This is a genomic window from Sphingomonas sp. BL-S-29 (genome assembly GCF_055521495.1).
Map to the genome: position 1 here is coordinate 4,796,831 of NZ_CM145482.1, position 15,384 is coordinate 4,812,214.

The window sequence follows — 15,384 nt, forward strand, 5'->3', positions numbered from 1 at the left end:
CGCTTGACCGCCGGCGCCCTTGCGTCGCCCTGGCTAAGGCCGCTTACTACCATTGTGGTGCGAAGCTGCAAGCGTTTTCATTATGGCATATAACTAATGCCGGACAGGGCCTTTGCCGCGTCCGGCGCCATGTCGAGCGACCAGATCGCCGCCGCCAATTCCGCCGCCGCGTCCGCCGTCAGCGCCTGGTGCGCCCGGCCCGCACAATCGACGAACTTCGCCTCGAGCGCGGCATCGTCGATCGGGCGCGAGACATGGCCCGCGGCCATGTCGACCCAATGCTCCAGCCGGGTTCCGTCGTTCAGCATGACGGCAAGTCCGCCCGACGCGGCGCGCTCACGGCCCCAGTCGGGATGGCGTTCGAAGCTGACCTTGGCTGCCTCAGTTAGCTTGCGCGGATCGGCAAGCGACGCGGCGTCATAGCTGTCGAGCGTCACTTCCCCATCGATCAGCGCCGCGGCGATGGTGAAGGGAATCGAGAATTTCGCGTCGATCGCCGTTGCCGGCGCGCGCTTGCTGGCAGCGGGCTCGACCAGCATCACCTGCACCTCGCCGCCGGTCGCCACGATCGAAGCGACATCCCCGGGCGCAAAGCCATGCGCAGCGCGCAGCGCCTGTACTGCCTCGATATAGGCATGAGTGCCGCGACAGGCCGGCCATTTCTTGAAGCTCAATTGCTCGATCCAGAACCGCTCGCCCAGCCCGTCGAGAAGATCCGCCGGCTCATATCGCCCATCGGCATAGAGGCGGAAGAACCCGCCTTTGCCCTCGAACGGCGCATCGAAGCCGCGCACGCCGAGCGTCGCGAGCGCGGTCGCCCGCACCGCCGCCTCGGCCGGCAATGCCTCGCGCACCGCACGGATCACGGTGTCGCGGCTATATTTGATCTCGCCCGGGCAGCTTGCCTGGCACAAAGCCAGCGACAGTGCATCGAGCGTCTGGCGCGCGGACAATCCCCGTAACCGCGCCGCCGCGGCGGTCGCGCCGAACACACCGAGGATCGGCGGCGGATACCAGCCGCCCGCCTCCATCTCGCGGCGCAGGCTCAGCCCCAGCCGGCAGACCAGGTCGCACCCGATCGCGATCGCGCCGAGCAGATCGCGGCCGGACACCGGCGCGCCGGTCTGCAGCACGGCGAGCGCCGCCGGCAGCAACGATGCATTGGGATGGCTCGGCGCTGCGTCGAACGCGTCCTCGAAGTCCAGCGCATGCGCCATCGCGCCATTGGCGAGCGCAGCAAGCGATGCACTGGTCGTCACCCCGCGCCCCAGGATACTCGCCTCGCCCGGCCCGCCGGCGCTGGCATAGGCAATGAAGGGCTCGACTTCCGGACTCGTCCCACTCGCGGCGAGCATCACGCCAAGCCCGTCGAGCAGTGCCCGCTTCGCTGCGTGAAGCGTCGCGTCGCTCAGCCGTCCGGCATCGAAGCCGGCGATGTGATCGGCGAGTCTTTCGCTCAGTGAGCCGGCCTGATCCACGGGAATCCTCTAATGTAAGCGCTTGCGTCGCCTTGCCGCATCGGCAATGAGCCTGTCGAGCACATAATGGCGATTCTGGCGGGAGCGGGACATATGGAAGCTGGGTTGCAGGCGATGGCGGGCAAGATCCGGTGGCGGCTGATCCTGCCGACGATCCTGTTCATGCTGCTCAGCTCGATCGACCGGGTGAATGTCAGCTTCGCCGCGCTGCAGATGAATGCCGATCTTGGCTTCACCCCCAGCCAATATGGTTTCGGCGCGGGCATCCTGTTCGTCGGCTTCCTCGCCGGCCAATATCCCAGCGTGTTGCTGCAGCAGCGTATCGGCATGCGGCGCTGGATGGCGGCCTGCGCGCTATTATGGGGCGTCTGCGCCGGCGGCATGGCCTTTATCGAGACTCATTGGCAATTCTACACCTTGCGCGTGCTGCTCGGCCTGGCCGAGGGCGGCCTCGCGCCCGGCATCGTGCTCTATCTCAGCCAGTTCGCCACGGAGCGCGAGCGCGCGACGACCTTCGCCATGCCGATGATCGCCATTCCCCTCTCGATCGTGATCGGCGGGCCCTTGTCGGGCTGGCTGATGAGCATGGACCCGCCCTTCGGTCTGGCCGGCTGGCGCTGGATGTTCCTGGGCGAGGCACTCCCGACCCTGGTGTTCGGCATCGCCGCCTATTTCTATTTCCCCGACCGCCCAGGCGACGCCACCTGGCTCGATGCGAAGGAAAAGGACTGGCTGTCGCGCAACGCCGCCAATCGCCGCGACACGGCGCAGGCGAACGACTGGAGCGTGCTGCGCAAGCCGCTGGTCTGGGCCTCGGCGCTGTTGTGGTTCTGCCTGTTGTCGGGTTCCTATGGCGTCATCTTCTGGCTGCCGCAGATCGTGAAGCAGATGACCAGCCTGACGCCGTTCGAGATCGGCCTGGTCAATGCTCTGCCCTGGATCGGCAATGTGCTGGGCATCTATTTCAACTCGAAACATTCTGACCGCACCGGGGAGCGTTTCTGGCACATCGCCATCCCGGCGACAGTGGCTGCGCTGGCGATCCTGAGCGCTGCCGCCGCCGGCGCGACGCCGCTCGGCCTGGTCGCGCTGTTTGTGGCGGGGACCGCGCTCGGCGCGGCGCAGGGCGCCTTCTGGGCATTGCCGACGCGGATGTTCACGCCCGCGACCTTTGCGGTAGGGGCGGTCGCGATCAACATCGCCGGCAGCTCGGGCGGGTTGATCGTGCCGCATCTGGTCGGGCTGGTGCGCGAGAAGACCGGCGCGTTCACCGCGCCGATCTGGCTGATCGCCGGCATATTGCTGCTCGCCGCGACGATCGTCCTGATCCTGCGCCGTTCGGCCGGCAATGAGGCAAAGGCCGCCGCGTGATGTCCGGTTTCGCCATCCTCGCGGTCGGTGATGTCGGGGCGAAGCGCGACGATCTCGCCTCGATGTTCGCGCCCCTTGCTGGCTTGCTCGAACAAGCACCGGTGGTGTTCGGCCAGCTAGAGACGACCGTGTCGGATCGCGGCGCGATCGTGCCCAATGCGAAGCTTGCGATGCGCGCGCCCTCGGTCCTCGCCCCCGCCCTGGCCGAAGCCGGCTTCACCATGATGTCCTTCGCCGGCAATCATTGCCTCGACTGGGGCTATGACGCGTTCGACGACACGCTGCGTCACATGGCGGATGCCGGCGTACTGCTGGCCGGTGCCGGCGCCAGCCTGACCGAGGCGCGCGCGGCGGTGATCCAGGAGCATGACGGCGTCCGCATCGCGATGATCGCGGCCAGCTCGATCCTGCCGGAGGGCTATGCCGCCCGCACCGACAAACCCGGCTGCGCGCCGTTGCGCGCCCACACCTTCTACGAGCAGATCGAGCATGATCAGCCCGGCACCCCCGCCCGCATCCGCAGCCATGCCGACCGCGCCGATCTCGCCGCCCTGCTCGCCGCGATCCGGTCGGCCCGGGCCCGGGCCGATATCGTGCTGGTCTCGCTGCACTGGGGCATCCACATGGTGCGCGGCAGCCTCGCCGAATATCAGATCGAGGTAGCCCATGCCGCGATCGAGGCCGGCGCCGATGCGATCCTCGGCCATCACCCGCATCTGATGAAGGGCGTGGGCTTCCACCGCGGCAAGCCGATCTTCTACAGCCTGGGCAATTTCGCGATCGAGCAGCCGCATGTCTGGGACCCGGCAATCGTCGACACCGACTCCTTTCGCCACCTCGTCAGTCTCAATCCGAGCTGGACGATGGATGCCACCTATATGCTGCCGGAGGAGACGCGGATTACCGGCATTGCGCGGCTGGTGGTGCGTGATCGGGAGGTGGCCGAAGTACGCTTTCGGCCATGCTGGATCGGCGACGACAGTGCGCCGCGGCCGCTAGCGGCCAGCGATCCGCTCTTTGCGCGGGTGTTTGACTATCTGGTGGAGGTGACGGCGGCCGAAGGGCTGGCGACGAGCATCGCGATTGATGGCGACGAATTGCGGCTTACCCCTAAGGGATGCGTATAAAGCCTGGAAACGCAATTCCCTCCGTTCGCCCTGAGCTTGTCGAAGGGCTGTTCTTTCTTCTGCGGAAGAGAAAGGCAGGGCTTCGACAATCTCAGCCCGAACGGGGAGAGGTGATTCCCGCTAACAGGGTTCTGCTCTACGCAAACCGCAACGGCACGCTCAGCGCCCCAATCTCCGGAAAGCGCGTCGGCACCACCTCGCCCGCGAGATCGAACGACGGCAACCGCGCCATCATCTCCTCCAGCGCCACGACCAGTTCGAGCCGCGCCAGCGCTGCGCCGACGCACATATGCGTGCCGCGCCCGAAATGGAGCGAATCCTTCATGTTCGGCCGGTCGATCCGAAAGCTCTCGGCGTCCTCGAAAACATCCTCGTCGCGATTGGCCGAGGCATAGACGAGCGCGATCGGCTCGCCCGCCGGGATGACGCGCCCGTGCAGTTCGATGTCGCGCGTCGCCGTCCGGGCAAAACCGCGATAGGGCGTGTAGAGCCGCAGGAACTCGTCCACGGCCGCCGGGATCAGCGCCGGCTCCGCGCGAAGCTTTGCCTGCAATGCCTGGTCGCGCGACAGATGCACCGCGATCGAGCCGATCATCACCGTCGGCGCGATGATGCCGACCACCAGCACCTGGCGGATCGTGCCGACGATCATCTCGTCGGGCAACGGCGCGCCATCGACCCGCGTCGCCAGCAAGGCGCTGGTCGCATCGTCGGCCGGATCGAGCGGCGCGGCCTTGCGATCGGCGACCAGCTTACGCGCCATCTCGTAGAGCAGCAGGCTGGTTTCCTTGGTCGCGACCATGTCGTTCGACTGAACCGCGATATTGTAGCGCCGGCCGACTTCGGCGAGCGAATCGATCTGCTCCTGCGGCAGGTTCATCCAGGTGGCGAACACCCGGATCGGCATGCGCGCGGAGAATTCCTCGCAGATGTCGCCACCACCCTTCGCCGCCATCGCATCGAGCAGGCTGATGCAGATCTCGCGGATCACCGGTTCGAGCGGCGCCACCTTGCGCTCGGTCAGCAGCGGACTGAGCGCGCGGCGATAGGGCGTATGCTCGGGCGGATCGAGATGCAGCGGCGGCCGGCGCCCGGTAAAGGCGACCGCGGGCACGACATTCTGCTTCGAGGTGATGTAAGTGGAACTATCCGCCGCGGCCGCCGCGACATCGGCATGCTTCATCAGCGCCCAGAAGCCGCCCCAGGCGTCGCTATGCGCCACGGGGCAACGATCACGCAGGTCGCGATACACGGCCTGGGCGCTGTCGAACGTCTCGGGAAGCAGGGGATCGAAGTCTTGCATAGCTTCGCTTAAGCGATGATGAAAGCGCTTGCAACGGCTTTCGGCGCCAGTCTTTCCCGGTTAGCGTAGGAAAATGACCGACAGCCCCAAGATTCCGAAACTGGAGGATGTCGCGCAGATCGCCGGTGTTTCGTCGGCGACCGTATCCCGCTTCTTCAACAACCCGGCGATGGTCGCGACCGCGACCGCGGATCGCATCCGCGACGCCGTCGCCGCCACCCATTATGTTCCGAACCTGATGGCCGGCGGCCTCGCATCGAGCCGCAGCCGGCTGGTCGCCTTGCTGGTGCCCGATGTCGCCCAGTCGATCTTCAACGCGACGGTCGAGGCAATGGTCGACGAATTGTCCGCCAGCGGCGACATCGTCATGCTCGGGCTGACCGGGGTCGACAATGTGCGCATGCCAAGCCTCATTTCGGCCGCGCTCGCGCGCCGCGCCGATGCGATCATACTGACCGGCATCGTCTCCGATCCCGCCACGCGTGATCTGATGCGCCGGCGCGAGGCGACGGTGATCGAGACCTGGGGCCTGCCGACCGACCCGATCGACGTCGCGGTCGGTTTCTCGCACCGCGCGGTCGGGCAGGATATCGCGCGCTTCGTCCATGGCCGCGGCTATCGCCGGCCGCATCTGCTGACCGCTTCGGGCACGCGCGCGATGGAGCGCCGCCAGGGATTCATCGACGACTGGGCCTCCGCCGGCGGCGACACCCCGACCGAACAGATGTTCGCCAGCCAGACCCGCTTCGGCCATGGCCGCGCCGCGTTCCGCGCGCTGCGCGAGCTGGACAATCGCCCCGACGTCGTCGTGTGCAGCTCGGACTGGCTCGCCCAGGGGTTGCTGGTCGAGGCGATGGCGGCCGGCGTGCGCGTGCCGGACGAGCTGGCCGTGGTCGGCTTCGGCAATCTCGCCGTCGCCGCCGAGATGCGCCCGACCATCACCACCATCGATATCGACGGCGCGCGCATCGGCCGCGAAGCGGTCAGCCTGCTCCGCCGCCGCACCGCCGGCGAGAAGATCGATAACCGCCTCATCGATGTCGGCTTCCGCCTGATCGTCCGCGAAAGCGCCTGACGGCATTCGAGCGAGTCTGGGCTCGACCGTCAGATACTCGGGCGTAAGCGCCCGCAATAGATCCGGTGCGTCGAAGGCAGCGCCCGGCGCCAACACCCCGGCACCCTCGAACCGCCCGTCGAGGAGGCGCTCCACCGCTTCGCAGATCAGCGGCGCGAACGCGGTGAGGCGACGCCACTGCTACGACAGACGGCGCACAGCCTGATCGCTGGCGACCTGACGCCACCACCCCCAACCGTTCGTTTCGAGCGAAGTCGAGAAACCTTGCTCAGCACTTGAGGCCTGTTTCTCGACTTCGCTCGAAACGAACGGGGGTATTGAGTGCAGGCTAAGGACCCGTCAGCCCTCCGCCCGGGCCTCGACCTTCGCGCGCGAGAAACGCGGCGCCACCGACAGCAATATGATCGCCGCCACCAGGATCGCCGCCCCGATCGTCTCGGCCGCGGTCGGTGCCTTCAGGCCCCAGAACCATGCCAGCAGATAGGCAGCGGCAATGCCCGCGAGCAGGCTCGACGCGCGCTCCAGCGGCACGCAATAGCTGTTCTCCCGCGCATCGAGCAGGATCACCGCGGCGAAGATCGAAATGATCGTCAGCGTGGTGCCGATGCCGATCAGCCACCACACCACCGGATCGCTCCACACCGCGATAAAGCCCCAGCTCAATTGCCCGGCCTGTGCGCCGATCCCGCTCCACGACAGGATGGCGAGCGCCGCCACCGACAGCGGCAGCGCGACCAGCTTCTCCTCGACGAAATAGCGCCGCACCAGCGCCGGATCGCCGCTCTTCGCCGTGCTCGTCATCACCGCGAGGCGGATGAAATAGCCGACCGTGTAGAGAATGACCGTCAGGATCGCGAGCGGCGGCAGATGGAATCCACCGCGCTGCTGCACCACGAACGCGAGCGACACCGCGACCATGAACAGCGCGACCCAGCTCCACCAGCGCACCCGCCGCCCGAACATCAGGTCGACCAGCGGCGCGATGATCAGGATGTCGCCGCGCATCAGCAACTGGATGAAGGGGATGCTCACGCCTTCGAACGTGAAGGACAGGGGCACGGTGAACAGCACCAGCGCCGTGCCGATGCCCGACAGGAAGGTCGACCGGGTCCACACCGGCACGCGTAGTCCACCGACCTGTTTGCCATGCGCATCGCGGTGCCAGCCCGACACGAAGATGAAGACATAGGTCAGCACCAGGCTGACGATCAGCGACGCGGGCAAGGTCTCGAGCCCCGTTGGCGGTCGCCCCAGCCCGGCATTGGGTGCGGTGGTGACCAGCTTGGTCATGATGATGTTGGGCAGATAGCTCAGGAAATAGAGCAGGGTGATCAGCTCGATCGGCAGGCGGCGGCTCATTGCGCCGGACCCGCGATGACGACATGGTCGCCGGCGATCTCGTACCGCGCGTTGAGCCCGGCCTCCGCCGTGATTGCGGTCATGTAATCGATCACCTCGCCGAAGCGCGGATCCTCCGGCGGCACGATACGCGGCACCGCGTCGCGGTCGATCCACAAAGGCAGGAATCCCGTCTCCACGACCTTGCCTTCCCTCACCTCGATCCGCGCGATCATCGACATGCGCGCGGCGGGCGGGAAATTATACAGGCTCTCGAAATCGGGCACCCAGTCCTCGGCCAGCGCCTGGATCTCCTTGAAGCTCTTGCTCGCGGCATGTGCCGGATCCATGCGCAGGTCGCAGGCGAAATTGCACAGGCTGTAATAGACCGGCTTGCCCTGGATGAACTCGATGCCCTTCAGGATATGCGCGTGCCCGCCCAGGATCACATCGGCGCCGGCCGCGATCGCCGCCCTCGCCACGTCGCGCTGATAATCCGCGATCGAGGCGCGCACGAAATGAATGCCCCAATGCTGCGACACGATGACCACATCGGCCTGCTGCTTCGCGGCCCGGATATCGGCCTCCATCGCCGCGAGATCGTCGCGGTGCGGATAGCTGTGCACCCGCGGCGGGGTACCCGGCTGGTCATGCTCGATCTGCTCGTAAATGGTGTGCGCCCGCATCGGCGCGCAGCCGGGCCGCCGCTCATCGGCCCAGTATGACATGGGCAGGATCGAACAATAAGCCAGCGTCGCGATCCGCGTGCCGTCGCTCAGCGTCGAGAAAACGGGTTTGCGCGCTTCGGCGATAGTGGCGCCGGCGCCCACCACCGTAATGCCCGCTGCGGCGAGATTGCCCATCGTCTCGAACAGCGCCTCATTGCCCCAGTCGAGCACATGATTGCCCGCCATCGAGATGATGTCGAAGCCGGCGCGCCCAACGGCGGCTGCAGCCTCCGGCCTGGTCAGCACGGCATGCCGCGCCTGGGGCAGGCGCGTGCCGCGCTCGGCGAAGCTGGTCTCCAGCTGGCCGAACACCAGGTCCGCCTCGCGCAGCACGTCGCGCGTCGCCGCGAAGCATTCGTCCGCATCGTCCCGGTCTGGGGCAATGTCACCGGTCGCCAGAATCAGGGGCATGCAGGATCCTCTCGCCTGTGGGCTAGGAGATTATGCAAGCGCTTGCAATATCTCGTCGGCCGTCCGTGAAATATCGTTTCGTAATATAACCGTTGAATATATCCACTAAATATGATCTTTGCTGCTCAGGCAGCGACGAGTCTCTCGACAGAAGAGGCGTGGGATGCCGCGATGGAGGAGATGCCGGTGATCGGAAAAGGCCCTGTGTCGGGACGCGCGCGGATCACCGCAGCGCTCGCTTGTATCTCCCTTCTGGCCACGCCGATGAGCGCGATCGCCGCATCCGAATCCGCCGCTGCAATGGCTTACAGCGATGTGACCCGCAGCTCGCTCTACGTGCCGGTGCGCGACGGGACGCGCCTCGCGGTCAACATCTATCGCCCGGTGGTCGACGGGAAGCCGGTCGAGACGCCGTTGCCGATCGTCTTCGCCTTCACCCCCTATCGCGCGCGTTATTTCGACAAGGACCACAAGCCGGTCGAGCTGGTCGATTCGCCGATCTTCGGCCTGCGCACGCTGGTGAAATCGGGCTATGTCGTCGCCACCGCCGACGTGCGGGGCAAGGGTGCCTCGTTCGGCGCGCGGCGCGGCTTCCTCGACCAGACCGAGGCGCATGACGGTTACGACCTGATTCAGTGGCTCGCGGGCAAGTCCTGGTCCACCGGCAAGGTCGGCATCACCGGCTGCTCCTATCTCGGTGGCACCTCGATGCTCGTGGCGGGCGCTTCGCCACCGGCGCTCCGTGCGGTGTTCGCCGCCGCGACCGACATCGACAAATACAGCTTCGTGCGCAACGGCGGCATCACCGGCCAGTTCAACACCCGCCCCGACGAGCCGCTCGATGTCGATCTCGCCAGCGTGCCGGTCGACGCGGACAGCGACGGCACAATGCTCAAGACCGCGGTCGCCGAGCACGCGGGCAACACGCCGATGGCGAAATTATGGGAGACCATGCCCTATCGCGACAGCGTGTCGCCGCTGACCGGCAACCGCTATTGGGAAGAGGTCGGGCCTTATACCCATCTCAAGGCGCTCAAGGACCCGAAGCTCGCCTGGCTGCTGTGGAGCAACTGGCAGGACGAGCCGACCGAGCAGATGATCCTCAACGCCGTCAACATCCCGTCGCGCATGCTGATCGGGCCGGGCAGCCATTGCGTCGGCCCGAAGCAGTTCGACATCGCCGGCGAGCAGCGCCGCTTCTTCGACCATTATCTCAAGGGCATCGACAACGGCTTCGAACGGGGCCCGCGCTACAGCTGGTATCACGAGGCCCCGGGCGGGACCGGCGCGATGGTCGCGTCGGCGACGGCACCCGGCATCGGCGTGGCCCGTTCACCGCTCTACCTCTCCGCGACGACGCAGGGCGACCTGTCGCCCGCCAGGCCAGGCAACGGCAAGCGCATCTTCACCGTCGATTACGATGTAGCGAAGGGCGAATATTTCGCCTTCTGGCCGCCCTCGCCCTTCGGCAAGGGCCCGAGCTTCACCAGTCCGCCGCTCGCCGCCGACGCCGCGATGACCGGCTATCCGGTCGCGACCATCACCACCGCGCTCGACCGCCCGGACGCCAATCTGTTCGCCTATCTCGAGGACGTGGACCCGGCGGGCAAGGCCTATATGGTCTCGTTCGGCCGGCTCGCCGCCTCGCACCGCAAGCTGTCCAGGGCGCCGTACGACCGGCTCGACCTGCCCTATCATTCGGGGCTGAAGGCGGACGCCTTGCCAATGGTGCCGGGCAAGCCGGCGACCCTGACCTTCTCGATGGTGCCGCGCGCCTACACCTTCGCCGCGGGCCACCGGCTGCGCGTCACCCTGGCCGGCGCCGATCCGCGCCAGCGTAACCTGGCCCAGATCCGCCAGGACCCGCCGCCGGTCTTCACCATCGTCAGCGGCGGCAGGGACGCCTCGCGCATCGACATTCCATTCACGACGAAACCGACGTTCCGCTGAGCAAGGCGGGCGCACCAAGGGGAGAGACAGAATGAAGGCTCACACCGCTAAGATCTTTGCCCGATCGGGCGTCGCCCTGCTCGCGCTGGCCTGGGCAACCGGCGTACAGGCCCAGGAGGTCCCGGCCACCGGCCAGCAGGAAGCCGCCGGCCCGACGACCACCACTGCCGAGGACGAAGTCGCCGGCGAAGTCGTCGTCACCGGCAGCCGCCTGCGCGGCGCGGCGCCGGTCGGCTCCTCGGTCATCGCGCTTGGCCGCGAGGACGTGATCGCTTCGGGCGCGGTCACCACCGACCGGCTGATCAAGCAGATCCCGCAGGTCTTCGATCTCGGGGTCAGCGAGAATTCGCGCGGCCAGTCGGGCGGCAATGGCAACATCACCTATGGCAACAGCGTCAATCTGCGCGGCATCGGCCCTTATGCAACCCTGATCCTGGTCGACGGCCACCGCGCGGTGAACAACAGCCGCGCCTTCGATCCCTCGGCCATCCCGACGCTCGGCCTGGAACGCGTCGAAGTCGTCGCCGACGGCGCGTCGGCGATCTACGGATCCGACGCGGTCGCCGGCGTGGTCAACCTCATCCCGCGCCGCACCCTCAACGGCGTCGAGGCAAGCGCGCGCTACGGCGTCGGCGGGCGCGGCGATTTCTCCGAATATCAGCTCGGCATCGCGGCCGGAAAGGTCTGGGACACGGGCCAGGCAATGCTCGCTTATGAGCATGTCTATCGCTCCGCCCTCAACGGCGACGACCGTGATTTCTTCCGCTCGGACCAGCGCGCCTTTGGCGGCAACGACTATAGCGTCACGCGGTGCGCGCCCGGCACCATCACCGCCGGCGGCGTCAACTACGCGATCCCCAAGGCCGGCGTGACCCAGGCGAGCGCGGCCAGCCTCGTCGCGGGCACCACCAACCGCTGCGACGACCTGATCGGGCAGGATCTGTTCCCGCAACAGACCTATGACTCGGTCAACGGCACCTTCACGCAGGAGATCACCCCCTGGCTGACGGTCTTCGCCGACGGCTTCTATTCGAAGCGCAAATTCCTGCGCTATCCGGCGGAGTCGAGCGCGACGCTGACGGTCCCGCAAACCAATGCCTTTTTCGTGCGCCCGGCCGGCTTCGCCGGCACCAGCTACACCATCGCCTATAATTTCATGAACGACCTGCCGCGCAACGCCAATCCGGGGTCGGCCGAGAATTGGGAGATCACGCCGGGTGTCCGCATCAAGCTGCCCGGTGACTGGCAGGTGGAAGGCATCTTCACCTATGGCCGCGGCAACGACCAGGCGGACCAGACGCGCGGCCTGAACAACGCGGCCCTGAACGCGGCACTCGCCAGCAGCAATCCCGCCACGGCCTTCGACCCCTATGGTCTCGGCCGCACCAGCGAGGCGACGTTGCTGGCCATCAGCAACTTCGTGTCCTTCTCCCCCACGCTCAACAAGTTCAACGGCTATGAGGCGCGGGTGAACGGCACGCTGTTCCGCCTGCCCGGCGGCGGGGTGAAGGTCGCGGCGGGCTATGAAGGACAGGAGATCACCGTCGATCTGGGGTCGGCGCGCGGCGTGCCCACCACGCCCATCGTCTTCCGGCATTTCACCCGCCGCGTGGACTCGGGCTATGCCGAACTGCTCGTGCCGATATTCGGCGCGGACAACGCGATCCCGTTCTTCCGGAAGCTCGAGATCGACGCCGCCATCCGCTACGACAAATATAGCGATGTCGGGTCGACCACCAATCCGAAGTTCGGCGTCAACTGGTCGCCGGTTACCGGCCTCACCCTGCGCGGCAGCTACGGCACCTCGTTCCGCGCCCCGCTGATCTCGCAGATCTACGGCAACAGCAACGCGCTGTTCATTCAGAACTACCAGAACCCGGCCGGCGGCGCGCCGCTGGTCGGCGTGGCCTATTCCGGCCCCAATCTCAATCTGCAGCCGGAAGAAGCGACCACCTGGTCGGTCGGCGGCGACTGGGACATCACGCCGGGCCTCCGGCTCAGCGCCACCTATTTCAACGTCGAATATATCAACCAGGTCGACACCTATCTCTCCGATCTGGCGATCCTGACGCGCGAGGCGCAGTTTGCGGGCACCGGCATCATCCTGCGCGGAACCCAGGCGCGGGACCGCGTGCTCGCCCTGCTCGCCCAGGGCGTGGGCATCGGCGGCGGCGTCTTCCCCGGCGGCGATCCCAACAACGTCACCCTGTTCGTCGACGGGCGGAACAACAATCTCGGCCGCTCCAACACCGAGGGCATCGACGTGACCGCCAACTGGCGGCTGGCGACGGCATCCACCGGCACGTTCAATGTCAACGCCAGCGGGACCTATCTGACCCGGTTCGAAGCGGCGATCTCACCCGCGGGCACGCCGATCAACCGGCTCAACACCATCTTCTTCCCGCTGAAGTTCAAGGCGCGCGGCAGCGTCGCCTGGGACATCGATCCGTTCCGGGTGCAACTCACCGCAACTCATGTCGGGGGATATACCAACAACGCGGTCACCCCGAACCAGAAGGTGGCGAGCTACACGCCTGTCGATCTCAGCCTCGCCTGGACGGTCGGCGGTGCGGACAAGGGCCCGTTCGGCGGCAAACTCACCGTCGGCCTGGAGGTCCGCAACCTGTTCGACGCCGATCCGCCTTATGTGAACCTGACGCCATCGGGCAATGGCAGCGGCGGTTATGACGCCTCCGCGTCGAACCCGATCGGCCGGCTGTTTGCGGCATCGGCCCGCATGAAGTTCTGAGGTCAAAGGGGGCGGAGCGCGCGCTTCCGCAAGGGAGCGCGCGCTCTGGTTACTCCTTCGCGCGGTAATAGGCCGCGAGCACATCGAACGCCTGTTTGCGCTGCCCGGTCTCGGAAATCAGCCCCTTGCGGTTCCAGCCTTGCTGGAAGTCGGGATTCTGCCGGCGCGGCGAGCGGAAGTCCTTGAGGATCCAGGGCGACATGCCGCGCAAGGTCGGCACCGAATCCGCCATCTTGAGCGTCGCGCGGTAATAATCCGCCTGATATTCCTCGGAGAATTTCTGCGGACCGGTCAGGTCGTGGAACCCGGCCCGCGCGTCGGCGCCGAATTCGGAGAAGACCAGCGGCTTGTCGGCGGGCACTTTCCAGACGCTGCCGGGCAGGTCGGTCAGCCGGTCGTTGGTGTACCAGCCATTATAGGTGTTGATCGCCAGCACATCCAGGACCTCGGCGAGCGGATCGGCCATGGTCATGGTCGGCGTCTTCGCGTCCTTCGAGCGCTCGACCAGCAAGGCCGCGCTGACCAGCCGCGTATCGTCGAGGCGGCGGACATCGCCGACCAGCGTGCGCAGGAAGATGTTGCGCGCCTCGCTGACGGGCGTCTCGTTGGCGACGCTCCAGATCGCGATCGAGGCGCGGTTACGGTCGCGCAGGATATTCTCGGCCAGCATGTTGCGCGCGGTCGCCAGGGTATCCGGGTTGGACCAGGCAACCAGCCAATAGACCGGCACCTCGCTCCACACGAGCAGGCCGAGTTCGTCGGCGGTGCGCGTCATCATTTCGGAATGCGGGTAATGCGCCAGGCGGACGAAATTGCCGTGCAGCCCGTCCTTGATCTCGCCGAGCAGGGCGCGTGCCGCTGCCGGGCTGATCGCGCGGGTCGGCTCGCTGCCCAGTTCCTCCTCGTGCAGCGAGATGCCGCGCAGGAAGATCGGCTTGCCGTTGAGCAGGATGTCGGCCCCATGCACTTCGATGGTGCGGAAGCCGATACGGTCGCGCCACTGGTCGTCGCCGCTCGCGATCGTCACGTCATAGAGTTTGGGGCGCTCGGGCGACCAGCGGACCAGCGCGCGCGGCGCGGCCATGGTCGCGCGCCAGTTGCCGGCGGCGTCGGTCGTGCCCGCCTGGTCGAGGCCGAGCTCGGCGACGCGCAGCCGGACCGCGCGATTGGCCGCCTGCGGCCCGTCCAGATGCACATCGACCGCCATGCGCCCGTCGCGGGTCAGGCGGACCCAGGCATCGTCGACATAGGTGTCGGGCGTCGAGATCAGCCGCACCGGCCGGGTGATGCCGCCATAATTCTCCCAGTCGGTGACGGGCGGGGGCACGGTCGCCTCGGTCGCCTGCGAATCCACGCCGACGGTGATCTGGTTGTCGCCGTCGCGCAACAGGCGGGTGACCTCGAAGGCGAAGGGCGTAAAGCCGCCTTCATGGCGCCCGACCGGCTGGCCATTGAGATAGACGACGGTGGCGTAGTTGGCCGCGCCGAAGCGCAGGAACATCCGCCCCTTGCGCTGCGCCTGCACCGGGAAGCTGCGCTGATACCACATCAGACCCTGATAATAGCGCAGCTCGGGCGCCTCGGTCAGCCAGGACGAGGGAAGCGTGGTGACCGGCGACCGGGCGAGGTCGAACTCGTACAGGACGCGGCTGTCCTGCGCCATTTCCTTGCGCACATCGACATCGCGGTAACGCTGCTGGCCCTTGTCGGGCGTCTCGCCATGGAAGCCGGCCAGGCCGGAGCGGTACGGATCGATCGAATAATGCCAGGCGCCGGACAGATCTGTGCCCTGCCGCATGTCGGCGGAAACCAGCAACGGCCCGGTCTGAGCCGTCGATTTGGGAAGCGAGGGGG

General features: G+C 66.7%; 10 protein-coding genes. 5 read left to right on the forward strand and 5 right to left on the reverse strand.

Annotated features, from left to right (window positions below):
* Nucleotides 1-80: 80 nt before the first annotated feature.
* Entirely contained in the window at nt 81-1,478 is a 1,398-nt protein-coding gene (locus ACZ1I2_RS22810; RefSeq protein ID WP_465175733.1) for an MmgE/PrpD family protein, read from the reverse strand.
* A gap of 93 nt (nt 1,479-1,571) precedes the next feature.
* Here ACZ1I2_RS22810 and ACZ1I2_RS22815 point away from each other — a divergent pair, with 93 nt between their 5' ends.
* Both ACZ1I2_RS22815 and ACZ1I2_RS22820 read left to right on the forward strand, forming a co-directional pair.
* A complete protein-coding gene (locus ACZ1I2_RS22815; RefSeq protein WP_465175732.1) occupies nt 1,572-2,849 on the forward strand; it encodes an MFS transporter in 1,278 nt (425 codons plus the stop codon).
* Nucleotides 2,849-3,976: a CapA family protein gene (locus ACZ1I2_RS22820; protein ID WP_465175731.1), complete on the forward strand. Its 1,128-nt coding sequence runs from the start codon at nt 2,849-2,851 to the stop codon at nt 3,974-3,976. The genes ACZ1I2_RS22815 and ACZ1I2_RS22820 overlap by 1 nt, the downstream gene beginning before the upstream one ends.
* A gap of 136 nt (nt 3,977-4,112) precedes the next feature.
* Here the strand turns inward: ACZ1I2_RS22820 and ACZ1I2_RS22825 are convergent, their stop codons facing one another.
* Nucleotides 4,113-5,279, reverse strand: coding sequence for a cytochrome P450 (locus ACZ1I2_RS22825; protein ID WP_465175730.1), 1,167 nt, complete (start codon nt 5,277-5,279; stop codon nt 4,113-4,115).
* A gap of 73 nt (nt 5,280-5,352) precedes the next feature.
* On the opposite strand from ACZ1I2_RS22825, the gene ACZ1I2_RS22830 reads away from it, so the two are divergent.
* Complete coding sequence (locus ACZ1I2_RS22830; protein WP_465175729.1) at nt 5,353-6,354, forward strand: LacI family DNA-binding transcriptional regulator; 1,002 nt, start codon at nt 5,353-5,355, stop codon at nt 6,352-6,354.
* Nucleotides 6,355-6,693: 339 nt separating this feature from the next.
* Here ACZ1I2_RS22830 and ACZ1I2_RS22835 read toward each other — a convergent pair whose 3' ends face one another.
* Together ACZ1I2_RS22835 and ACZ1I2_RS22840 are read right to left on the reverse strand one after the other, a co-directional pair.
* Nucleotides 6,694-7,713: a hypothetical protein gene (locus tag ACZ1I2_RS22835; RefSeq protein ID WP_465175728.1), complete on the reverse strand. Its 1,020-nt coding sequence runs from the start codon at nt 7,711-7,713 to the stop codon at nt 6,694-6,696.
* The gene (locus ACZ1I2_RS22840) at nt 7,710-8,831 is read right to left on the reverse strand and encodes a CapA family protein (RefSeq protein WP_465175727.1); all 1,122 of its coding nucleotides are present in this window, start codon (nt 8,829-8,831) and stop codon (nt 7,710-7,712) included. Before ACZ1I2_RS22840 ends, ACZ1I2_RS22835 begins: the two co-directional genes overlap by 4 nt.
* 111 nt (nt 8,832-8,942) lie before the next feature.
* Here ACZ1I2_RS22840 and ACZ1I2_RS22845 point away from each other — a divergent pair, with 111 nt between their 5' ends.
* The gene (locus tag ACZ1I2_RS22845; RefSeq protein WP_465175726.1) at nt 8,943-10,781 is read left to right on the forward strand and encodes a CocE/NonD family hydrolase; all 1,839 of its coding nucleotides are present in this window, start codon (nt 8,943-8,945) and stop codon (nt 10,779-10,781) included.
* Between the two features lie 31 nt (nt 10,782-10,812).
* Complete coding sequence (locus ACZ1I2_RS22850; protein WP_465175725.1) at nt 10,813-13,530, forward strand: TonB-dependent receptor domain-containing protein; 2,718 nt, start codon at nt 10,813-10,815, stop codon at nt 13,528-13,530.
* Between the two features lie 49 nt (nt 13,531-13,579).
* On the opposite strand, the gene ACZ1I2_RS22855 is transcribed toward ACZ1I2_RS22850, so the two are convergent.
* Nucleotides 13,580-15,328 carry a glycoside hydrolase family 2 protein gene (locus tag ACZ1I2_RS22855; protein WP_465175724.1) on the reverse strand — a complete coding sequence of 583 codons (1,749 nt, stop codon included), beginning with the start codon at nt 15,326-15,328 and terminating at the stop codon, nt 13,580-13,582.
* Between the last annotated feature and the right edge of the window lie 56 nt (nt 15,329-15,384).